We start from the raw sequence: 22,002 nt of genomic DNA on the forward strand, positions 1-22,002 counted from the left end.
GTGGGTGGTCTGCTGGTCATGCTGTTGCCCGAGATCGTGGGCCTGATGATCACGCCCGGCGCGGTCATCGGCTGTGTGCTGCTGTTGCGTTCGCGGCAGCCGGTCCGCAACGCGTCGCTGTTCGGCACCGGATTCCTGGTCGTCTACTTCATCGTCGCACTGGCCGCCGTCCTGGGCGGTGCGTCCGATCCGGCAGCCACGTCCTCGCGGGCATCCGCTTTCGCCGGACTCACCGTAGGTGTGCTGTTCCTGGCGGGCGGATGCTGGCTGCTGTACCGCAAGCCTCGACCGACCGCCGAACGGCCGAGACTGCTCGCCGAACTCGACTCCGCCGGTCCACGCAAAGCTTTCGCATTGGGGGTGGTGATGGGCGTGCTCAACCCCAACCTGTTCATCATGCTCTCGGGTATGAGCGCCATCTCGAGTTCGGCCGTCACCATCGGTGCGGCACTCATTGCCACCTTCGTCCTGCTGGTCGCGGCCGTGGCCGACTTCATCATCCCGATCGCGATTTTCGTGGCCGCCGGTGAGCGCGCCGAACGCGGCCTGGCCGTACTCGAAACATGGATGCTCGCCCACAGCAGAACCCTGACCTTGGCGGTGCTGCTCGGCTTCGGCGCTCTGTTCACCGTGCGCGGCATCGTCAACCTCGTTGGCTGACCGGGCCTGGCGTCTTTCCGAATCCGGTCCGGCAGCTATCAGAAGGTGATTCTGTCGCGCAAGGTCGAGCTGCCGTTCCCGGTGGACGTGCCGGCGACCTATCGCCTGGGCCGGGCCAACAATACGCGCTCGAGGTGCTGAGTTCGAGGAGACCTGCGAAAAGCTGGGCAGCGTAGCGCCTTACGTGGTCAAGGCTTTTACCGCCTCCGCGTGACCTGTGTCGGAGGGGCGTTGCGGGACAACTGATGTTGCGACGAAAGCGGCTCGGCCCGAAGGTGTTCGGGTCGCGATGGAGAGCACGACGATCATGGTGAGTCCGGTGCCGACAAGCATCGCACGGATACTGACCAGGTCGGCCAGTGGGCCGAATACCGCCATGCCGATCGGTGTGGCCATGGCCATCACAATGCTGACGTAGCCGAATACGCGCCCATGCATCGTTGGTTCGACGGTTTCCTGTAGCAGTGTCATGAATGAGGTCGAGAATGGCGGAACCAGCAGCCCCAGCGCGAACATGAAACCGAAGAAGACCCACACCGTGGGACTCAGTCCGAGTCCCACGGTAGCGATCCCGAAGCCGTTGACGGCCACCAGGATCAGCCGCATTCGGGCGCGTTCGGCCAGCCCGGTGGAAATCAGGATGCCGCCGAGCAGCATGCCCAGGCTGAAGACGATCTCCAGTGCCGCCAACTTCCATTCCTGCGAGCCGAAGCTGCGCATGAGCATGAGTGGTGTGACGAACGACGGGGCGACGGTAAGTAGGAAGATCGCCGCATAGAGGACTAGTAACCAGCGCACCGTCGGTTGCGAGCGGATGTACTGTGCGCCCTCGACGAGGTCCTGCCGGTAGGTGGCGGCTGCCTGTCCAGGGGCCCGTTCCAGCGTGGGGACGGCGACCAGCGCCAACAATCCGATCCCAATGACGGCGGTGATGACATCCAAGAAGAAGACGGGGACGATCCCGAAGGCAGCGAACAGCGCACCAGCAGCGGCCGGCGCGAGCAGTGCCATCGCCGACTGGATGGTTTGAAAGACGCCATTGACGCGCATCAACTGCTCAGCCGGCACCAATTGCGGGATCATCGCCTGCACTGCCGGAGTCTGGAAGCCGGCCCCGGCCGAGCGGACCGCGACCGCCAGCAGGAGGATCCACAGCTCATCCACGCCGGTGGACATGAGCACCGCGAGGGTCATGGTCGCTGCGGCGATCACGCCGTCCGAGGTCATTACCAGTACCCGGCGGTTCATTCGATCCGCGAGCACGCCCCCGAAGAGCGAGATCAGCCCCTGTGGCAGGAAGGCGGCGACGGCGTAGAGAGCTACCGCCGATCCTGATCCAGTCTCCAGTGTCACCCACCACATAACGACGAACTGCACAACCATCGAGCCGAACAGCGACACCGTCTGCCCGATGAGGAACAGGACCACAGTGCGCCGCCACGGCCTGATGTCCGGTTCCGCCGCTACCGACTTCGTGACGTCATCCGCTCTATCCTGCTGCACCGGCCGTCCTCCACGTCGCATTCCCGCCTTCGAGCACGCAAATACGCGTGTCCGCGCCCTATCCTACCTACCGATAGGTAGGTTTTGCGAACGGGGCTGCCCCGGCCGAATCCCTCGCCGAGCTACCGATCGGAGGCCGCGCCTCGAAGGAAGAGGTCGACGATGTCCTGAATCAGCTGGTCAACAGGTTGAGGCGTGCAGCGCAGGCTGGGCGGCATCGCCAGATCAGTCGGCACGGGTACGGCAGTGGCGGCGAGCTCCATGACGGCCGTAGCGAGGAAGCCGGGATCGGCCTGGCGCAGCTCACCCGCGGCAATGGCGGTGGCCATCAGATCGGCGACCGGCTCGATCAGACCGCGCACATAGGCATGAGAGATCTCGGCCCGCTGAGTCTCGTCGAGGTACCGGGTGGCACGGTAGATCTGATCGCTCAGTGTCGAGTTGTATACGCCCCGAGCGTAGGAGGCCACCAGTGCCACCAACTGGCCCCGGATAGTGTCTGGTACGGCGAGCGACTCCCGCAGGATGGCGGAAGCCTCCTCGATGTGGGCAAACGCGACCTCCCTGAACAGGGCCGGTTTCCCGCCGGGAAAATGGTGGTAGAGGCTGGCTTTCTTGACGTCCACGGCTTTGGCTATCTCGTCGAGAGAAACTCCGAGGTAACCGAATTCGGCGAGCCTGCGCCCGAATTCGTCACGAGCCCGGCTGCGGGTGTCATGCTGGCGCGGCATGTGGTCGACCCTCCTCGCAAAAGGCAGCAAACCCTCAGTATACCTACCTACCGATAGGTAGGCGATAACCCTTCCGGTGAGAACGTCGGTAACTCACCGGAAACGGGCTAACCGATCCACTGTCTGGCCGCCAACACAAACCAACCCTGTGCCTAGGTCTGGCCATGCGTCGCGAAGAGGCGGACCAGCGCCTTCTTGTCGATCTTGCCGACCGCGGTGATCGGCAGTGAATCCGCCTGGCGGACAAGGTCAGGGAGCTTGTAGGTGGCCAGGCCGCGTTCGGTGAGGAAGGTTTTGATCTCGCCGAGGGTCGGCAGGTCTCCGGTGACAACCAGGACGACGCAGGCCTTTTCGCCGAGCGAGGCATCCGGCAGGCCGACCGCGGCGGCGTGGCGGACCGCGGGGTGGGCGAGCAGGTGCTCCTCGAGTTCATCGCAGGAGATGTTCTCGCCACCGCGGTTGATCACGTCCTTGATCCGGCCGCTCACGATCAGGTGGCCGCTGGGCAGCTGGCGGACGAGGTCGCCGCTGCGGTAGAAGCCGTCGGGGGTGAAGGCGCGCGCATTGTGCTCGGGCGCACGGTAATAGCCGCGCAGCGTGTAGGGGCCGCGGGTGAGCAGTTCGCCTTCCTCGCCCTGGGCGACATCGTCGCCGTCGGCGTCCACGACACGCAGTTCGTCGGCGGGCGACAGCGGTCGGCCCTGGGTGGTGCACACCAGTTCTTTGTCATCGTCGAGACGGGTGTAGTTGAGCAGCCCCTCGGCCATCCCGAACACCTGCTGCAAGGTGCACTGCAACGCGGGCTCGACCTCGCGGGCGTTCACCTCGGCCAGTCGCGCCCCGCCCACCTGCAGCAGGCGCAGCGAACTCAGGTCGGCGTCTTCCCAATCCACGGCCGCACTCCACAATTGGGCCAGCGGTGGGACGACACCGGTGACGCTCACCCGGTGCTTCTCGATCGCGGCGAAGGCGGCTTCGGGGCTCGGGTCGAGGGTGAAGGCGATGGCGCCGCCGGTCGCGACGGTGCCGAGGATGCCGGGGCAGGCCAGCGGGAAGTTGTGTGCGGCAGGCAGAGTCGCGAGGTAGACATCATCGGGGGTGAGCTCGCAGACCTGCGCGCTGGCGGTCGCGTTGTAGACGTAGTCGTCGTGGGTGCGGGCGATCAGCTTCGGCAGGCCGGTAGTGCCGCCGGAGACCAGCATCACCGCGATCTCGGACGGGTCGACATCGGGCAGCGAATCACCATCGCGGGCAACCGAATCGAGGGCGACGAACCCGACCCGACTGCCGTCGACGGCGGCCCGGCGGTGCGACTGAGCGGCACCTTCCGGCGTCCCCGGATCATCGGCGACCAAGACGTGCCGCAAGCTCGGCACCGCCCGCCGCACAGTCGCGGCGAGCTCGAGGTAATCGAAATCGCCGAGCCGTTCCGGAATGAGGTAGGCCACGGCCTCCGAGAGTGCGGCCAGGTGCTCGATCTCGACGCGGCGGTGCGCAGGCAGGGTGAGGACCGGGATGATGCCCGCGCGCAGCAGTCCGAACAGCGCCGTCGCGAACTCGGGGATGTTCGGCAACTGCACGATCACCCGGTCGCCGGGATTGATGCCGAGCGCGAGCAGTCCGTGCGCCATCCGATCGGCGGCGGCGTCGAGCTCGGCGTAGGACTGAGCACCGGAGTCGCTGAGAACAGCCGGACGCTGAGGCTGGGTGCGCGCGGTGTCGCGCAGCAGATCGCCGAGCGTGCGCCCGGCCCAGTAGCCCGCAGCCCGGTACTCCTGCGCCGCGGCGTCGGGAAACGGGACGTAGCCCTCGCGATGGCCGGTTGCCGATGTCGACGTCACGTACTGCCTCACTCGATCTCGCTACACTTGCAAAGGTTAGGCAACCCTATCTCAATGGAGTAGGCTGCCGCCGGGCAGTACCGAATCCGTCCGGTGATGGGCGGCGAGCAAGGAGTGATCGGCAGATGGAGACAGCACCCGCAGGCGGCGCCGGGATCGACCGCGCCGAGATCCGCGCCGCGATCGCCCGCCATCTCGACATCACCCCCGACGCCGTCGCCGAGGCCGACGACCTGATCCAGCTCGGCCTCGACTCCATCCGCACCATGAAGCTCGCGGGCGCCTGGCGCAAGCGCGGCATCGCCGTGAACTTCGCCCTCCTGGCCGCCCATCCCACTGTCGACGCCTGGCACGCCCTGCTCAACGGGGCGGACCCCGATGACCTCGCGGCGATTGGTGCCGACGAGTCGACCGTGGCTTCCCCGGCCGCCGACGTCGCTGCTGCCGAAGCGGCGATCGGGGGCGGGGCACCCGGCGCCGCCGCGATCGGCACGACAGCAGGTGTCGACGGCGTCCAGTCCACCGCGACCGAATCCGTGCTCGTCCCGGACGACGGCACCCCGTTCGCGCTCGCGCCCATGCAGCACGCGTACTGGATCGGGCGGTCCGACGCGCAGGAGCTCGGTGGTGTCGCGGCACATCTCTACGTCGAATTCGATGGCGCCGATGTGTATCCCGAGCGGCTCGAGCAGGCGGTCGAGCAGCTGCTGTCGCGCCATCCCATGCTGCGCACCCGGTTCCTGCCCGACGGCACCCAGCAGACCCTCGACCGGCCCGGCCGGGCGGTGTTCGGCGTGACCGATCTGCGCGAGGCATCCGCCGAGGAGGCCGAGCAGCGCCTCGGGGAGTTGCGCAGCGCGCGGACGCATCAGCGGATGGCGGTGGAGGACGGTCAGGTGATCGATATCGCGCTCACCCGCCTCGCCGATGGCCGCACCCGCCTGCACCTCGATGTCGACATGCTCGCCGCCGACGCGATGAGCTACCGCATCCTCATCACCGACCTTGCCCGGCTCTACCACGGCGAACAGCTACCGCCCCAGGACTACACCTTCCGCCAGTACCTGGCCGAGCACCAGCCGGACAACCGCCGTCCGGGCACCGCCGCCGACCAGCTGAACGTCCCTGCCGACCAGCTGAACATCCCTGCCGACCAGGCGCAGGGTGCTGCCTCCAGCCATCCGGGCATTGCCGCGAACCACCAGCAGCGCGCCGGCGACGAGCGCTCGATTCCCGCTCTCGCCGACGAACGGGCCCGTGATCGCGCCTGGTGGCAAGACCGCCTCGGCGAGCTGCCCGGTGCGCCGGAACTTCCATCGGCCCAGCACATCTCGGACCCGAACCGCACGATCCGCCTGCACCGGTGGCTCTCGCCGCACGCCAAGGCGCAGGTCTTCGATGCCGCGCACGCCCGCGGCATCACCCCGGCGATGGCGCTGGCCTCGGTGTTCGCCGAAACCATCGGCGGCTGGTCGGCGCAGCGCCGCTTTCTGCTGAATCTGCCCCTGTTCCACCGTGAACCGGTGCACCCGCAGGTCGACGGTGTCGTCGGTGACTTCACCTCCTCGGTGCTGCTCGAAGTCGATGTCACCGAGCCCGCCACCGTCGCCGACCGTGCCCGCGCCCTGCAGCAACGCCTCCACGAAGCGGGCGCGCACTCCGCGTACTCGGGCCTGGAGGTCCTGCGCGACCTGGGCCGTCACCGCGGCGAACCGGTGCTGGCTCCTATCGTCTACACCAGCGCCCTCAACCTCGGCGAACTCTTCCCCGACGTCGTCACCGACACCTTCGGCGACCCCGCGTGGATCATCTCGCAGGGCCCGCAGGTCCTCCTCGACGCGCAGATCACCGAGGTCCGCGGCGGTCTGCTGCTGAACTGGGACATCCGCGAATCCGCCTTCCCCGCGGGCATGGTCGACGCCATGTTCACCCGCTACATCGAAGCGATCGAACGCCTCGGCGGCCAGCCTGCCGAGGCATCGCTCGAGCCTGCGCCGGCCCAGGTGTCTTCGAATGGCGCGGTCGCCAACGGCTCCCACCTGCCGCAGGTGGCGGACGGCGTGACCTCGGCGACGCTGCCGGTCGTACCCACCGAAGCAGCGGAAGTTCCGGTTGACTCAACCGAACGCGCGCGGTTCGCCGGGGGAGCGGGGTGGCAGGCCGAGGCCGGCGTGCGAATTCCGGTGGAGCAGGCCGCTACTCGGGCGCGCGTGAACGCCACCGCGGGGCCGGTGACCGGCGGGCTGCTGCACACCGGGTTCTTCGCGAACGCGGCGACGAATCCGTCCGCGCCCGCGGTGCTGTGGGAGCCCGCGGGACAGCTGACCTATGGCGCGCTGGCCGCCGACGCGCTGGCCGTGGCCGGTGCGTTGCGGGAAGTCGGTGTGGCGCCGGGTGATTCGGTCGCGGTGCAGCTCCCGAAGGGCCCCGACCAGATCGTCGCGGTGCTCGGGGTGCTCGCGGCAGGCGCGGTGTACGTGCCGATCGGGTTCGATCAGCCCGCCGCCCGTCGCGCCGAAATCCTCAGCACCGCGGGCGTGGTCGCCGTGCTCACCGTGGGCGGTGCGCAGATCCCGGACACGCGGGCGATCGACCTGGCGCAGGCGCGCACACACGCGGAACCGTTGGCGCGCCCGCTTTTCGGCGACCCGGAGAACATCGCCTACGTGCTGTTCACCTCCGGCTCCACCGGCAAGCCCAAGGGTGTCGAGGTGCCGCACCGCGCCGCCATGAACACCATCGACGACCTCAACGAACGCTTCGACCTCGGCCCCGCCGACCGCGCGCTGGCCCTGTCTGCCCTCGAGTTCGACCTCTCCGTCTACGACATCTTCGGCCTGCTCGCAGCAGGTGGTGCGGTGGTCACCGTCGACGACGCGCAGCGCACCGACCCTGCCGTGTGGGTCGAACTCATTCGCCGCCACCGGATTTCGCTGCTCAACTGTGTCCCGAGCCTGCTGGACATGCTGCTCACCGCCGCGCCCAGCACCCGTGGCTCGGGTGCTGCGGGCTCGCCCCGAGCCACGGATGTTTCGGGTTCGGCGCAGGTCGCCGACGACGCTCGGACCGCACCGGCTACCGCCGCACCGTCGGCGCCGCTGACATCGCTGCGTACGGTGATTCTCGGCGGCGACTGGGTCGACGTCGCGCTCCCCGCGCGCCTCGCCGCGGTGGCCCCGAACAGCCGTTTCGCCGGGCTCGGTGGCGCCACCGAAACCGCGATCCACTCCACCATCTGCGAGGTCGTCGAGGGGCGGGTCCCCGCCGAGTGGACGGCCGTGCCCTACGGCACCCCGCTGCGCAATGTGCAGTGCCGTGTCGTCGGCCCGGCGGGCAATGACTGCCCCGATTGGGTGAGCGGAGAACTGTGGATCGGCGGTGACGGCGTGGCCGCCGGCTACCGCAACGACCCCGAGCGCACCGCCGACCGTTTCGTCACCCACGAGGGCCTGCGCTGGTACCGCACCGGCGACCTGGCCCGCTACCTGCCCGACGGCGGCCTGGAATTCCTCGGCCGCGCCGACCACCAGGTCAAGATCCGGGGCTACCGGGTGGAACTGGGCGAGGTGGAGAGCGCATTGCGCGCTGTGCCCGGTATCCGCCACGCGGTCGCCGCGGTGGTCGGTACGGCCGCGCCGAAATTGGTCGCGCTGGTGGTGCCGACCCCGGACGTGGTTCTCGACGTCGACGTGGTGCTCGCCGCGACCGCCGAGCTGGTCCCGGTCTATATGGTGCCGACCCGGCTCGAACTGCTGGCCGAGCTGCCGCTCACCTCGAACGCCAAGCCGGACCGTAAGGCCATTCGCGCCGTCCTCGAGAAGGGCGAGGGCACTGAGGAATTCGTCGCACCGCGCACCGATCTCGAACGCGCGCTCGCCGCGGTCATCGCCGAGGTGCTGGTCACCGAGCAGATCGGTGTCACCGACGATTTCTTCGCCCTCGGCGGCGATTCGGTGCTCGCCACCACCGCCGTCGCCCGCATCCGCGAATGGCTCGACGCCCCCGACACCGTCGTCGCCGACCTGTTCACCGCCCGCAGTGTCGCTGCGCTGGCGGCGCGAATGCTGGAGCGGGAGAAGGACTCCGGCGACACGGGCAGGCTCGAGCTGGTCGCGACGATGTATCTGGAAGTCGCCGCGATGACCGACGAAGAGGTCCTGGCGCAGTCGTGATGACCACACACCACCGCGCACTCGGGGTGCCGATTCCGGCCGGTGCCGAAATGTTCGCCAGGCGCGCTCGCCAGGGCCGGTGCGCGGTGGTGCTGGGTGCGAACTATGCACCGGCACTTGCCGATTCGCGCATTCCCCCGGCGTTGCTAGACTTCCGCCAGTGAGTAAGTGGACTATCGCTGACCTGCCCGACCAGACCGGCCGCACGATCATCGTCACCGGTGCCAACAGTGGTCTCGGCGCCGCCACCGCGCGTGCGCTGTCCGGGGCGGGTGCGGCCGTGATCCTGGCCTGTCGCGATGTCGCCAAGGCGGAGCGGGTCGCCGCGGGGATGCCCGGCGAGACCGAGGTCCGCGCACTCGACCTGGCGAACCTGAATTCGGTGCGCGCCTTCACCGATTCGATCGAGCGCGTCGACGTGCTGATCAACAACGCGGGCGTGATGGCCCTGCCGCTGCGCCGCACCGCCGACGGCTTCGAAATGCAGTTCGGCACAAACCATCTCGGTCACTTCGCGCTCACCAACCTGTTGCTCGACCGCATCACCGACCGCGTGGTCACGGTGTCGAGCGTCGCGCACCGCATCGGCAAGATCGACCTTGCCGACCCCAACTGGGAGCAGCGCCGCTACGACCGCTGGCTCGCCTATGGCCAGTCCAAGCTGGCCAACCTGATGTTCGCCCGTGAACTCCAGCGTCGCCTGGCCGGTGAGGGTGCCGCGGTGATCTCGGTGGCCGCGCACCCCGGCTACGCCGCCACCGAACTCATGTCGCACACCGAGTCCATCCAGGACGCACTCATGTGGCTGGGCAACCGCACGCTCGCCCCGACCGCCGAACAGGGCGCGCTGCCCACCCTGTTCGCCGCCACCGCCGATGTGGTGCCCGGCGCGTTCTACGGCCCCGACGGTTTCCTCGGTCTGCGCGGCAACCCCGCCCGGGCAGGCATCGCGCCGACGGCAAGGAACCGCAAGGTCGCGGCTGAACTGTGGGAACTCTCCGAGAAGCTCTGCGGCCTGATCTGATTCGGTGATCGATGTCACACGGCGTCACACCGCGAACGGCTACCTCGTCGTCTCTATGAACCCCACGACGAAGGAGCCATCATGGAAGCGCGCTTCAACCTCTACGGCAACGCCATCACCGCGAGCTTCAGCAAGCGAATGAGCATGGCGGGCAAGGTCATCGACGATTCGCCGCTGCCCAAGTCCACCTACGAACTGGTGAAGATCCGGGCCTCGCAGATCAACGGCTGCAGCTACTGCGTGGACATGCACACCAAGGACGCCGCCCACGCGGGCGAAACCCCGGTGCGGATCAACCTGGTCGCCGCCTGGCGGGAGGCCAATGTCTTCACCGAGGCGGAACGGGCCGCCCTCGCCCTCACCGAGGAAGCGACCCGCACCGCCGACGGCGGCCACGTGAGCGACGACACCTTCGACCAGGCCCGCTTGCACTACGACGACGACCAGATCGCGGCCCTGATCGCTGCCATCGCGCTGATCAACGCCTGGAACCGCCTCAACGCCATCGCCCACACCCCCGCCGGGGACTATGTGCCCGGCCAGTGGGGCTGACGGCTCAGCGGAATCGGTGCCCGTGCTCGGCCGCCCACTGCGCGAACGTGCGCGCGGGCAGGCCGAGCACCTGCTCCACCGGGCCGATTTCTTTCCTCGGACGAGTGGCGCGATGTGACGGTCCACACTCCGGGCAACCATGGCCGACCTTTCGGCGTTTTACCGGTGGTACAGTCCACGGCATGCAGCGCGCATATTTCTGGTTTAGCTATCCGGCCCTGGGTGGGCCGGTCTGCGACCCTGCGCGCTGACTTCCTCCACCTCGAGCCGGATTAACGCCCGGCTCGACGGTAGCGATTTCCGTGGGTCGGCCTCCTAACGCAAAGGACCCACATCTCATGACCACCGCAGCCGATGTCGACTCGCGGCATTCTGACCTCGACGACCAGCGCACCCTCAGCGTGAGCCCTCTGCGCTCGCCCGCCGAGGTCCGCATGGTCCACCAGATCACCGACGACCTCGCCGACACCGTGCGTTCGGGCCGCAAGGCCACCGTCGACGTGCTCAACGGCGACGACGACCGCCTCATGGTGATCGTCGGCCCGTGCTCGGTGCACGACCCCGCCGCCGCGCTGGAATACGCCCGCAAGCTGGCCGAGAAGTCCGCCGAACTGAGCGACCGGCTGCACATCGTGATGCGCGTGTACTTCGAGAAGCCGCGCACCACGCTGGGCTGGAAGGGTCTGATCAACGATCCGCACCTGGACGGCTCGTTCGACGTGAACACCGGCCTCGGCATCGGCCGCAAGGTGCTGGTCGACATCACCGCCCTCGGCCTGCCGGTGGCGTGTGAGTTCCTCGACCCGATCACCCCGCAGTACATCGCCGACCTGGTCTCCTACGGCGCGATCGGTGCCCGCACCGCCGCCAGCCAGGTCCACCGGCAGCTCTCGAGTGCGCTGTCGATGCCGGTCGGCATCAAGAACGGCACCGACGGTGACGTGCAGGTCGCGGTCGACGGTGTGCGCGCCGCCGCCGCCAGCCACGTCTTCCCCGGCACCGACCTCGACGGCCGCTCCGCGCTGATCCGCACCTCGGGCAACCCCGACTGCCACGTCATCCTGCGCGGCGGCAGCAACGGCACCAACTTCGACGCCGCGTCCTGCGCCGAGGCCAAGCTGCGCCTGGAGAAGTCGTCGCTGGCCCAGCGCCTGGTCGTCGACGCCAGCCACGGCAACAGCAACAAGGACCACAACAAGCAGGTCGACGTCGTCACCGACATCGCCGACCGGATCGCCGCGGGCGAGCAGGGTGTGGTCGGCGTGATGCTGGAGTCGTTCCTCGTCGCGGGTCGCCAGGATCTGACCCTCGGTAAGGCCGATGACCTGACCTACGGCCAGTCCATCACCGACGCGTGCATCGACTGGAACACCACCGCCACCCAGCTCGACCGTTTGGCCGAGGCTGTGGCCGCGCGCCGCGGGTAACCTTCGATCGACAGTGCGGGCCTCGGATTCCGGGGCCCGCACTGCTGTGTCTACTGGTTCTGAACCGCGAGGCGTCCCGCGAGGGCCACGAACGAGACGCCGAACACCCGCCGCATCCACTGGACCACCACCGGGCGCGAGAGCACATAGGTGCGCATCGCGGCGGCGACTGCCCCATAACCCGCGAACACCACGAACGTGACCAGCATGAACAACCCGCTGAGCTCGAGCATGCGACCCAGTGCGTTCGGTGCGCCGGTCGGGACGAACTGGGGCAGGAACGCGAAGAAGAAGATCGTCACCTTCGGGTTCAGGATATTCAGCAGCACCGCCGAGGTGATGACCTGCCGCGCCGAAGGTCGCGCCTCGGCGCCTACCGTCGGAATCGCGAGTGCGCCCTTGTCCCGCAACGTATTCCACGCCATGTACAGCAGATACGCGACACCGAGATACTTCAAGGTCTGGAACGCGATCGCGCTGGTGTTCAACAGCGCGGCCAGGCCCGTGATCGCCGCGATCATGTGCGGAACAATCGCCACCGTGCAGCCGAAGGCCGCGATCACGCTCGCCTTCGCTCCCCGGGAAAGCCCGGCCGCGAGGGTGAAAAGGGCGCCCGTTCCCGGCGTGGCGACGATGACAAGCGTGGTCAACGCGAACTCGATGCTCATCTCCCGCAGCGTAACCAGCGATCGGTCACCTGGGAAGGCAGACGGTTACGCCTACCAGCCCTTCGGTTTTCGCCAGTGGCTATCCACCGGATCTGGCAGTTGCGACGAGTAATAGTGCTGAGCGGAAAGCCGCGCCCACCAGTGTCGGCCGGCGCCTTCCGTTGCGGTGCCACGCAGCGCGCCCGCGAGCTGTCGCGAACTGGGATTCACCGTCCCGACCGGTACATGCTGTCGTGCGGTGTGTACGGGTAGCGCCAGATCGGAATCGTTGGAGATCACGATGGCACCGTCGACCTGCCCGCAGAACACGTCGGTCAGCAAATGGGTGGCCACGTTGACGTCAGAGCCCTTCTCTTCTCGCATTCGTACGGTCGCCATCAGTACATCGTCGCCATGTGGGTTGGTGGCGGAGCGGATCGGCAGATCTGACGACCACTCTTGCTTTCCGTTCGCGATGACCAGCTCAGCTTGGCCGGACTTGTTGGAGCGTGCGAGTGGTGCTGATTTCGGCCAGGCGACATAACGACCCAACTCGAGGACGTCGATGGACCCGTTCGCCTGAACCGCGTTGAGATAGACGCTTTGATCGCGGTGCGCGTCAGGGTTGTCCTTCGGATCGACTCGCGCCGTGCAATAGACCACACGGTGGACGGTCGATCCCCGCCAACCACACAATGATTCTGCGAGTGCACGCACGTCGAGCCACCGCCAGCCGGAGGTTCCCCGGCCGCAGATTCCTCGCATGCCGTAGTACAAATTGAATGCATCGATGTACACGCCGACCCGCATGATTCCCCCCACCGAAGTTGCAGTGTGAATGAGCGCCCCGCCACCGACTGTCCGTTAGTCGGGCAAAAAAAGACCCAGCCCTACGTGAGGACTGGGTTGGTAGCTACATGCTAGAGGTGATCGTTGCGCAGGTCAACTACGTTTGCTCGTTGCGATGTTCGGGCGCGGCGTGACCGGATGGCCGGTCGTTGGGCGGTTGGGGAGCCGTGTTGGCGGAGCGGCAGACTGGTCGGTGATGAAGCTTCCCGAACTTCCCGACCTTCCGGTGCGACCGGCGCTGGAGCGGATCACCGCGACACTGGCCGATCGCGGGGTCGCGGTGTTGGTCGCGCCGCCGGGCACCGGTAAGACCACGTTGGTGCCGTTGGCGCTGGCGGCGGGGTCGTCGGGGCGGATCGTGGTGGCTGAGCCTCGGCGGTTGGCCGCGCGGGCGGCGGCTGCGCGGATGGCGGCGCTGCTGGGGGAGCGGGTGGGGGAGACCGTCGGGTATGCGGTGCGTGGGGATCGGAAGGTCGGGGCACGGACGCGGATCGAGGTGGTGACCTCGGGGTTGTTGGTGCGGCGGTTGCAGAGCGATCCGGAGCTGGCCGGGGTCGGCACGGTGGTGCTCGACGAATGTCACGAGCGGCATCTGGACGCCGATCTGCTGCTTGCGCTGTTGCTCGACGCGCGGTCGGGGTTGCGGCCGGATCTGCGGGTGCTGGCGACCTCGGCGACAGTGGCTGCGGATCGGTTGGCACAACTGCTCGGCACAGGGGAGACCGGGCGAGGAGCTGAGCAGGGCGCGGACGGAGGCGGAACTCCGGCTGGGCCGGGTGCGGTCGGTGGAGCTGCGGCTGGGCCGGGTGCGGACGGTGGTGGAGCTGTGGCTGGTAGGGCTGGGGTCGGTGGTGGAGCGGATCGGGCCGAGGGGAGTTCGGTGTCGGTGGAACGGGCGACCTCGGTCGACCGGTCGCGTGCCCCGGTTCTGGAAGTACGCGGGCGGACCTATCCGGTTGAGGTCGACTATGTTTCGGCTCTGCCTCGCGAGCGGATCGAAGCGCAGGTCGCGCGGGCTACCCGCAGTGCGCTGGCGACCATCGACGGTGATGTGCTCGTCTTCCTGCCTGGCGTCGGCGAGATCAACCGCACGGCAGGGCTGTTGCGCGACCTCGACGGGGTCGACGTGGTTCCGCTGCACGGCAGGCTCGCGGGTGCGGCCCAGGATCTCGCGCTCCGGCCGGGATCGCGACGGCGAGTCGTATTGTCCACTGCCGTAGCCGAATCCAGCCTCACCGTCCCCGGCGTGCGCGCGGTGGTCGACTCCGGCCTGTCCCGGGTGTCCCGCGTCGACCACCGGCGCGGCCTGTCCGGCCTTGCGACAGTGCGTGTTTCGGCGGCGGTCGCCGAACAGCGCGCAGGCCGCGCGGGCCGCGAAGCGCCCGGCCACGCCTGGCGCTGCTGGCCCGAATACGAACACCAAACCCTGCCCGCCTACCCCGAACCCGAGATCCGCACCGCCGAACTCACCCGCCTCGCACTGGAATTGGCCTGCTGGGGCACCCCCGACGGCACCGGCCTCGCCTGGTGGGACGCCCCACCGGCGGGTGGCCTCGCCGCGGCCCGAACCGTCCTGCGCGCCCTCGGCGCCCTCGGCGATTCCGACCACATCACGCCCCGTGGCAAAGCAATGGCCGACCTCGGCCTGCACCCCCGGCTGGCCCGTGCCCTTCTCGACGGCGCCGCACGAGTCGGCGCGAAAGCCGCCGCCGAGATGGTGGTCCTGATGGACGACGACTCCCTCGCCCCCGGCATCGACGCGACAGCGGCCCTGCGCACCCTGCGCTCGGAACGCCCACCCCGCTGGACCCGCGAAGTGCAACGACTGACGCGACTCGTCGCGAACACCGACGACCAGCTCGCCCGGTCTGATGCCGGATCAGGTGGGCGCCGTGCGCAGGCTGATGCTTCGCCCGGAGTGGGTCGGCGTGACCGGCCGAGCGCCAGTGGGACACAGATCGATGTCTCGTCAGACGCGTCGAACACGGCGAGCATCGGCTCGGCGGCAGATCGACCGGGTGGGCGCGATCGTGTCGTCGGCGGGGCAGGGAACGAGAGTGGTGGGTATGGAGGGGATGTCGCGGCGTTGTTGATCGCGCTGGCGCAGCCGGAGCGGTTGGCTCGGCGGCGGTCGATTGGGTCGTCCACGTATCTCATGGCGGGCGGTACCGCGGTGACACAGCCGCCGGGTTCGGGGCTGGCCGCGGCGGAGTGGCTTGCGGTGGCGATCGCTGATCGCGATCCCGGTCGGGCAGAGGGCCGAATCCGCCTGGCGGCCATCGCCGATGAGGAACTCGCTCGGGAGGCCGCACCTGGGTTGGTGGTCGAGGCCGATGAGGTGCGGTGGGATGGCGGTGATGTGGTGGCTCGGCGGGTGGAGCGGTTGGGCGCGATCATCCTGTCGGAGAAGGCGCTACGTCAGCCCGACAGAGCGCTGGTGGAACAGGCTGTGCGGCAAGGGCTTCGGTCGGAGGGGTTGGACCTGCTGCGCTGGAGTGATGATGCGCGGGGCCTGCGGCAACGTCTGGACTTCCTGCACCGCACCCTCGGCGCACCATGGCCCGCTGTCGACAGCGACGCGCTCCTCGCCGATCTCGACATCTGGCTCGGCCCCGAACTGTCCACCGCCCGCCGCCGTTCCGACCTCGCCCGCATCGACGCAGGCGCCGCCCTACGCCGCCTACTCCCGTGGCCCACCGCCGCCCGCCTCGACGAACTGGCCCCCGAACGCCTGGAAGTCCCCTCCGGCAGCCGCGTCCGCCTCGACTACTCCGCCGACCAGCCGATCCTCGCGGTCAAAGTCCAGGAGATCTTCGGCTGGACCGACCCGCCCACCCTCGCCGACGGCCGCGCCCCCATCCTGCTCCACCTGCTCTCCCCGGCCCAGCGCCCCGTCGCCGTCACCGCCGACCTGGCCTCCTTCTGGAAGAACGGCTGGCCCCAAGTCCGCGCCGACCTGCGCGGCCGCTACCCCAAACACGCCTGGCCCGAAGACCCCACCACGATCCCCGCCCACCGAGGCACCGCCCGCCGAGCCGCCAACCGCCCGAACTGACTGTTCATCACCGGGTTTCGTCTCGATCACGACTACCGCCGAGCATCGCCACCACCAGCATGATTACTTCTCGTCCTGGCAACGGTTCGGAGAGTTCGGAGCTACCTTTGCGTGGTAGCCACAAGATCGCTAGCACGGCGTTGAGCGTTGAGCGACACGGCCAATATCAAGCGTCCAACTTTCCGAGCGATTATCTTTACCCGCATGAGCACGCCTGAAACTGCGCGTTCGGTCACACGAACCGGTCGCAGTCTCTCGTATCCGATGTTCGCGCTGATCGTGATCGTCTATCTGGCGATCATCCAGCTCGGTGGGATGCTGATGACCGAGCTGACCGGCGAGGACGACTTCCTGTCCACGCGTGCGGTGTTCTACGGCATGATCATCCCGCTCGGTGTCGCCCTGGCGTTCACCTACGGTGTCATCGCCTATCTCGGCTGGATGCGACCGGTCCTGCACGACGATCGCCCGACCCGGCCGTGGGTGCGGGTCGTGCCGATCGTGTTCCTCGTCGCGATCGTCTTCGGCATCAACTACAGCGCGCTGTCGGACAAGGGTCTGCTGTACACGCTGGTCCTGCTGATCGCCACGCAGTTCGTCGGCTGGGGCGAGGAAGGCATGTTCCGCGGGATCGGGGTGGTGGTCCTGCGTGATCACGGGCTGACCGAGGGCAAGGTCGCACTGTGGTCGAGCATCGTCTTCGGCGCTGTGCACCTGACCAACGGCATCACCCACGGCGCGAACGCGATCGGCCAGGCGATCATGGTCAGCCTGGCCGGCTACTTCTTCTACCTGACCCGCCGGGTGACGCGCGGCAACACCGTCAACTCGGTGCTGCACGGCCTGTTCGACTTCACCCTGCTGACCGGCACGTCGATTCTGATCGATCAGACCTTCTATCTCGGTGCTCTGCTGCCGGTCCTGCTGTATCCGGTGCTGGCGATCGTGCTGCTGGTGAAGCGGCGCAGCATCGAGCCCGCTCCGGCGACGGCGCCCTGACCTGTAGATCGAGGGAGACATCCGTGGGAACACATCAGCGAGAGGCCGAGCGGGTCTTCTCGGAACAGTATTTCGACCCGGGTGACCGCTGGGTCCCGGCGGATCGCCGCTGGCTCGGCATGGACAAGCGGACCATCCTGCCCGCGCTGGTCGTGCTCGTCCTGGCCTTCCTGCAGGCAATGCTGCTGCCGCAGATCGACGCCGCGATCCCGGAGAAGGATGTGACCGTCGCCGGCGACGTGATCGCGGTGCAGGGTCAGGTGGGCTTCACCGCCGCAGGTGGCTGGTCCCTGGTCGCCGGTGAACGCCGAAGCGATGAACCCAGCGGGCAGGGCTACCCGCCGCAGGCCGCGCTCACCCGTGGTGGTACCCAATTCGTGGTCCGCACCGGCAAATTCGAGGGTGACGCCCGTGCCCTGCTCGACCAGATCCAGCGCACCGACGAACTTCTCGGCGGGGCGCTGACCGCGACCGGTGACCCGGTCGCCATCACCACCCAGGCTGGTCTGACCGGAGTCATTACTCGCTACGCGGCCGCAGGTGTGGATGGTGTGCTCGCCGCGTTTGTCCAGGACGGCACCGGTATCGAAGTCGTGGCCGTCGGCCCGGCGCAGCCGGGTCAGGACATCCTCGGCGAGGTCGCCGAGATGATCGCCAGTATCGGACCGATCGGAGCCCCGCGGTGAGCAGCAACGACCTGACCCAGGCCAGGTTCCTGGCTATCGAGAACTCCGGCTGGGGCCGCGATTTCACCTTCTACCAGCCACGCAACCTCGCGTTCTGGGTGTATCTGCTGATCACCGGTTCCGGGGCGATGCTGTTCGTCTCGCGCATCGCGAGCAGCTATCCCGCCTACGGGCGCGCGATCGCGGTCACCGCCGTGGTGTTCGCCGTCTACGGTGCGCTGTTCTGGTGGTTCGTCGCCCACATCGACCGCTACGCCCGCCAGCCCACGAAACTGCTGGTCGCCGCGTTCTGCTGGGGCGGGTTCGCCGCGACCTGGTCGATGGCCTCCTACGCCAACACCGCCCTGATCGGCATCTACGGCAAGGTCTTCGGTCATGCCTTCGCCCAGGACTGGGGTCCGGGCCTGAGCGCACCGTTCACCGAGGAAACCGCCAAGGGCTTCGGACTGCTGCTGATCATCGCCCTGGCGCCGCGCCTGATCCGTACGGCGTTCGACGGCTTCATCGTCGGCGCGTTCCTGGGCCTGGGCTTCGAGATCATCGAGGACATCGCCTACGGCATGAACGCCGGCGCCGCACAGTTCGGCGCGAACCAGGTCGACGCCTCGATGAGCACCGTGGTGCTGCGCGTGGTCACCGGCGCGACCGGGCACCTGCTCTACACCGCGATCTTCTGTGCCGGACTGGTGTATCTGCTCGGCCGCCCCGCCGAACCCCGCAAGATCGGGCGTGGCCTCGGCCTGATCGTGGTGGCGATGCTGCTGCACGGGTTCTGGGACTCGATGGGCAACTTCGCCGGAGACAGCGCCATAGGCAGCATCGTGATCATCGCAGGCACCATGATCATCGCCCTGTCGATCGCCGCGGGCGTCTTCGCGAACACAGTTCCGCGCGAACGCGACTTCCTCGCCCGGATCTTGGCACCCGAGGTCGAGACCGGTGTCCTCACCGAGGACGAGGCGGCGGCAGCCTGCGCGGATGCCAAGGGCCGCCGGGTATTCCGCAAGAACGGCACCGGCCGGGCCGGGCGCGCCCGCAACGAGCACCTCCTCGACGCGATCTACGACCTGGCCGACGCGCTGGCCGCCGACCGCGGCGGGGAAACACCACGGGTGGAGTTCGCACGCTCGGAGATCACCCGTATCCGCGACGGGCGCCCGGTCACCCAGGCACAGCTGCCGGTCCGCGTCTGAACACTGTCACGCGCTGCTGAACGCGACTTCGACCATCACTGAAGCCGACTTCAGAAACCGGTGACTGGACTGTTGATCACCAGGCGATCACGCAACATCGCAGTGGCTTTCCTGGTGTGCGCCTGGTGATCGTCAGGAGATCGGCGTTGCTCGGGCGGCTAGGAGGGTGTCGGTGGTGACGAGGGCGCAGTGGTAGCCGGCGGTGGTGAGGCGGTCGGCGAGGCGGGCAGTGGGTGGGGTGGGGCTGTCGGGGGTGCCGTAGCCGTAGCAGAGCCAGATGCGGCCGGTGGGGGCGAGGCATCGGCGCATCGTCGACCAGGCGGTGGTCGCGGGACCGGTCCAGAACAGGTTGACGTTGACCGCGAAGATCAGATCGAATCGTTCGCCTGGGTCGAGTTGGTCCAGTAACCGCTCGGCCCGCACCTTTCCGATCTCGCCTTCGACCAGGCGGACGCGTCCGGCGGCGATCTCGGTGGCGCAGCGGCGTTCGGCCTGTGCGAGCGCGGTGGCCGAGCGGTCGATCCCGACGATTCGTCCGGTGCCGAGCCGGGCCGCGATCCGCGTCAGCGAGGCGCCGGAACCGGGCCCCAGCTCGAGCACACGTTCGCCCGCCCGCACCCCCATGGTGTCGGCGAACCAGTCGAACCGCGCGTCATCCGCCATCGACGGCGCTGACCGCGGGAACACTCTCGGGCCACCCCTCGACCGGCTCGACCTGGCCGTCCTCGGCGGTGCGGATCGCCCGGACCGGCGCATTGCTCGCCCAGCCGGGGGCCCGGATTTTCACGGCCTGCCCGCACCCGGTGCGGGCGCGGGAAAGGCGACGACTTGTCCCGTCGGTCCGGTCGCTTCGGCGTCGCCCCAGCTCTGCCCGACGACATACAACCGCGGATCCCCGTCGCGGCTGAGCGTGCACGAGAACGCGCCACGGTCGAGCCGGACCCGCGCCGACACGTCGCCGCCTTCCCTGACCCGGACACAGTGCTGGTTGCCCACGTCCGCGTACCAGAGCTCACCCTCGGCATCGAGACAGATCCCGTCGGGGTGATCGCCCGGGGTCGCCGCCCACACGCGACGAGCGCTCAGCCCACCATCGGCCGCGATGTCGTAAGCCGTGAGCTGATCGGCGTACGACTCGGCCACGATCAGCGTCGTCCCGTCGGGGGTGATCGCCATGCCGTTCGGAAACGCGAGTCCGTCGGCGACCTGCCGCACCTCACCGGTGGGGGTGATGCGCGCGATGAGGCCGGGCACGAACTCCCCGCCGGGGAAGTCGAAGCCGATGTTGTTGACGTAGGCATTGCCGCCCTCGTCGATGACGATGTCGTTCCACGGCTTGTCCGACACGGGCGAGAGGTCGGCGTAGGCCACGAGCGACCCGTCGGGGTCGCGCCGAAGCAGACGCCTGGCGGCGGAGTCGACGATCACCAATCGGCCATCCGGGAGAAAGTCGATGCACATCGGAAACGACGGGATCTGGGCGACGACCTCGGGGCGGTGATCCTCGTCGAGGACGATCACCTGGTTCGCGCCCCAGTCGGAGAACCACAGTCGACCGTCGTGCCAGCGCGGTGACTCGCCGAACACGATTCCTTCCAGCACGATCTCGGATGTACTCACGGAGCCGTCCTTGTCGTAGGCAGTAGTAGTACAGACGAGATGACGTGCGCGGAATCATCGGTGGGCGACCCGTGGGGCGGAGTGCGGTGGGGTACTCCGTAGGATCTGACTCGATGGTTTCCCCGTTTCTCGCCGACCTGTTCGAATCGCATCGAACGCACTTGCTTTCGGTCGCCTACCGGCTCACCGGAAGTGTCGGCGACGCCGAGGACGCGGTGCAGGAGAGCTGGCTGCGGATGGCGGGGGTGCACCAGTCGGAGATCGGCGATCTGCGCGCCTGGCTGACGACGGTGGTCAGCCGAATCTGCCTCGACCACTTGCGAAGTGCCGCCGTGCGCCGCGAAACCTATGTGGGGCAATGGCTTCCGGAGCCGATCGTCTCAGCGACGGCGTCCTCGCGCACGCCGGATCCGCTGGATGTGGTGGTGCGCGATCAGGACAGCCGGATGGCGGCGATGGTGGTGCTCGACGCGTTGACGCCGCAGCAGCGGGTCGCGCTGGTGCTGCACGAGGGGCTGGGCGTGCCCTTCGACGAGATCGCCTCGATACTCGGCGTTTCCGCCGATGCCGCAAGGCAATTGGCGGTGCGAGCGCGCCGAGCGGTGGCGCGGGCACCGGAACCGGTCGCCGACGATGTGCACGATCAGGCGGTGCGACGGTTTCTGGCCGCGCTGGCCACCGGCGATGTCGCCGCGGTAGCCGCGACGCTGCATCCGGACGCGACATTCACCGCCGATGCGGGTGGGACGACCAAGACCGCGCTGAATATTGTTGCCGGACAAGAGAAAATCGCCCGTCTGGCGCTCGGCCTCTGGCGCAAGCATCAGGAAGAAGCCGGCCTGGACTTGGGCGCTGCCAGGGTGAACGGCCAATCGGGCCTGGTGATCACCGACCCGAACTCACCGTTCGGACGCCCGGTGCGCGTGCTCGGCTTCGCAGTGCGCGACGGAAAGATCTGGGCCGCATACGATTTCGCCAACGTACTGAAACTATCCGGCGCCCGCCCCCGCTGAACCCCGCAACACAGTAAGGCGTGCGGGGGT

19 protein-coding genes are annotated in these 22,002 nt (G+C 68.1%); 11 read left to right on the top strand and 8 right to left on the bottom strand.

Annotated features, from left to right (window positions below; translation table 11 throughout):
* Entirely contained in the window at positions 1–660 is a 660-nt protein-coding gene (locus tag ACFWO8_RS28605; protein ID WP_378967669.1) for a GAP family protein, read from the top strand.
* A gap of 180 nt (positions 661–840) precedes the next feature.
* Here the strand turns inward: ACFWO8_RS28605 and ACFWO8_RS28610 are convergent, their stop codons facing one another.
* The 3 genes from ACFWO8_RS28610 to ACFWO8_RS28620 all read right to left on the bottom strand — a co-directional run bounded on the left by ACFWO8_RS28610 (position 841) and on the right by ACFWO8_RS28620 (position 4,735).
* Positions 841–2,088 carry an MFS transporter gene (locus tag ACFWO8_RS28610; RefSeq protein WP_378967681.1) on the bottom strand — a complete coding sequence of 416 codons (1,248 nt, stop codon included), beginning with the start codon at positions 2,086–2,088 and terminating at the stop codon, positions 841–843.
* Positions 2,089–2,285: 197 nt separating this feature from the next.
* On the bottom strand, positions 2,286–2,924 hold the full coding sequence (locus ACFWO8_RS28615; protein ID WP_378967689.1) for a TetR/AcrR family transcriptional regulator: 639 nt from the start codon (positions 2,922–2,924) through the stop codon (positions 2,286–2,288).
* Between the two features lie 122 nt (positions 2,925–3,046).
* Positions 3,047–4,735: a (2,3-dihydroxybenzoyl)adenylate synthase gene (locus tag ACFWO8_RS28620; protein ID WP_378967697.1), complete on the bottom strand. Its 1,689-nt coding sequence runs from the start codon at positions 4,733–4,735 to the stop codon at positions 3,047–3,049.
* Between the two features lie 125 nt (positions 4,736–4,860).
* On the opposite strand from ACFWO8_RS28620, the gene ACFWO8_RS28625 reads away from it, so the two are divergent.
* The 5 genes from ACFWO8_RS28625 to ACFWO8_RS28645 all read left to right on the top strand — a co-directional run bounded on the left by ACFWO8_RS28625 (position 4,861) and on the right by ACFWO8_RS28645 (position 11,910).
* Positions 4,861–8,907 carry an AMP-binding protein gene (locus tag ACFWO8_RS28625; RefSeq protein ID WP_378967716.1) on the top strand — a complete coding sequence of 1,349 codons (4,047 nt, stop codon included), beginning with the start codon at positions 4,861–4,863 and terminating at the stop codon, positions 8,905–8,907.
* Entirely contained in the window at positions 8,907–9,071 is a 165-nt protein-coding gene (locus ACFWO8_RS28630) for a hypothetical protein (RefSeq protein WP_378967724.1), read from the top strand. Before ACFWO8_RS28625 ends, ACFWO8_RS28630 begins: the two co-directional genes overlap by 1 nt.
* Entirely contained in the window at positions 9,068–9,931 is an 864-nt protein-coding gene (locus ACFWO8_RS28635; RefSeq protein WP_378967729.1) for an oxidoreductase, read from the top strand. The genes ACFWO8_RS28630 and ACFWO8_RS28635 overlap by 4 nt, the downstream gene beginning before the upstream one ends.
* An 81-nt stretch (positions 9,932–10,012) precedes the next feature.
* Positions 10,013–10,483: a carboxymuconolactone decarboxylase family protein gene (locus ACFWO8_RS28640; RefSeq protein WP_378967737.1), complete on the top strand. Its 471-nt coding sequence runs from the start codon at positions 10,013–10,015 to the stop codon at positions 10,481–10,483.
* A 338-nt stretch (positions 10,484–10,821) separates the two neighbouring features.
* Complete coding sequence (locus tag ACFWO8_RS28645) at positions 10,822–11,910, top strand: 3-deoxy-7-phosphoheptulonate synthase (RefSeq protein ID WP_378967745.1); 1,089 nt, start codon at positions 10,822–10,824, stop codon at positions 11,908–11,910.
* A gap of 50 nt (positions 11,911–11,960) precedes the next feature.
* Here ACFWO8_RS28645 and ACFWO8_RS28650 read toward each other — a convergent pair whose 3' ends face one another.
* Both ACFWO8_RS28650 and ACFWO8_RS28655 read right to left on the bottom strand, forming a co-directional pair.
* On the bottom strand, positions 11,961–12,578 hold the full coding sequence (locus ACFWO8_RS28650; protein ID WP_378967754.1) for a LysE family translocator: 618 nt from the start codon (positions 12,576–12,578) through the stop codon (positions 11,961–11,963).
* Between the two features lie 51 nt (positions 12,579–12,629).
* Positions 12,630–13,367 carry an NYN domain-containing protein gene (locus tag ACFWO8_RS28655; RefSeq protein ID WP_378967762.1) on the bottom strand — a complete coding sequence of 246 codons (738 nt, stop codon included), beginning with the start codon at positions 13,365–13,367 and terminating at the stop codon, positions 12,630–12,632.
* Between the two features lie 235 nt (positions 13,368–13,602).
* Here ACFWO8_RS28655 and ACFWO8_RS28660 point away from each other — a divergent pair, with 235 nt between their 5' ends.
* From ACFWO8_RS28660 to ACFWO8_RS28675, 4 genes are all read left to right on the top strand, one after another.
* Entirely contained in the window at positions 13,603–16,461 is a 2,859-nt protein-coding gene (locus tag ACFWO8_RS28660; RefSeq protein WP_378967773.1) for an ATP-dependent RNA helicase, read from the top strand.
* A gap of 204 nt (positions 16,462–16,665) precedes the next feature.
* Positions 16,666–17,460: a CPBP family intramembrane glutamic endopeptidase gene (locus ACFWO8_RS28665; protein ID WP_378967788.1), complete on the top strand. Its 795-nt coding sequence runs from the start codon at positions 16,666–16,668 to the stop codon at positions 17,458–17,460.
* A gap of 23 nt (positions 17,461–17,483) precedes the next feature.
* Positions 17,484–18,146: a hypothetical protein gene (locus ACFWO8_RS28670; RefSeq protein ID WP_378967793.1), complete on the top strand. Its 663-nt coding sequence runs from the start codon at positions 17,484–17,486 to the stop codon at positions 18,144–18,146.
* The gene (locus ACFWO8_RS28675) at positions 18,143–19,339 is read left to right on the top strand and encodes a PrsW family intramembrane metalloprotease (RefSeq protein WP_378967802.1); all 1,197 of its coding nucleotides are present in this window, start codon (positions 18,143–18,145) and stop codon (positions 19,337–19,339) included. The genes ACFWO8_RS28670 and ACFWO8_RS28675 overlap by 4 nt, the downstream gene beginning before the upstream one ends.
* Before the next feature lie 132 nt (positions 19,340–19,471).
* Here the strand turns inward: ACFWO8_RS28675 and ACFWO8_RS28680 are convergent, their stop codons facing one another.
* From ACFWO8_RS28680 to ACFWO8_RS28690, 3 genes are read right to left on the bottom strand one after another with little or no spacing between them, the layout of a single operon-like run.
* Positions 19,472–20,002 carry an SAM-dependent methyltransferase gene (locus tag ACFWO8_RS28680; protein ID WP_378967812.1) on the bottom strand — a complete coding sequence of 177 codons (531 nt, stop codon included), beginning with the start codon at positions 20,000–20,002 and terminating at the stop codon, positions 19,472–19,474.
* Positions 19,992–20,126 carry a hypothetical protein gene (locus ACFWO8_RS28685; RefSeq protein WP_378967819.1) on the bottom strand — a complete coding sequence of 45 codons (135 nt, stop codon included), beginning with the start codon at positions 20,124–20,126 and terminating at the stop codon, positions 19,992–19,994. The genes ACFWO8_RS28680 and ACFWO8_RS28685 overlap by 11 nt, the downstream gene beginning before the upstream one ends.
* Positions 20,123–20,959 carry an SMP-30/gluconolactonase/LRE family protein gene (locus tag ACFWO8_RS28690; protein WP_378967827.1) on the bottom strand — a complete coding sequence of 279 codons (837 nt, stop codon included), beginning with the start codon at positions 20,957–20,959 and terminating at the stop codon, positions 20,123–20,125. Before ACFWO8_RS28690 ends, ACFWO8_RS28685 begins: the two co-directional genes overlap by 4 nt.
* Positions 20,960–21,072: 113 nt before the next feature.
* Here ACFWO8_RS28690 and sigJ point away from each other — a divergent pair, with 113 nt between their 5' ends.
* On the top strand, positions 21,073–21,972 hold the full coding sequence (gene sigJ / locus ACFWO8_RS28695) for an RNA polymerase sigma factor SigJ (protein WP_378967842.1): 900 nt from the start codon (positions 21,073–21,075) through the stop codon (positions 21,970–21,972).
* Positions 21,973–22,002 lie beyond the last annotated feature (30 nt).

This window comes from Nocardia sp. NPDC058480 (assembly GCF_042720495.1).
Lineage (GTDB): Bacteria > Actinomycetota > Actinomycetes > Mycobacteriales > Mycobacteriaceae > Nocardia.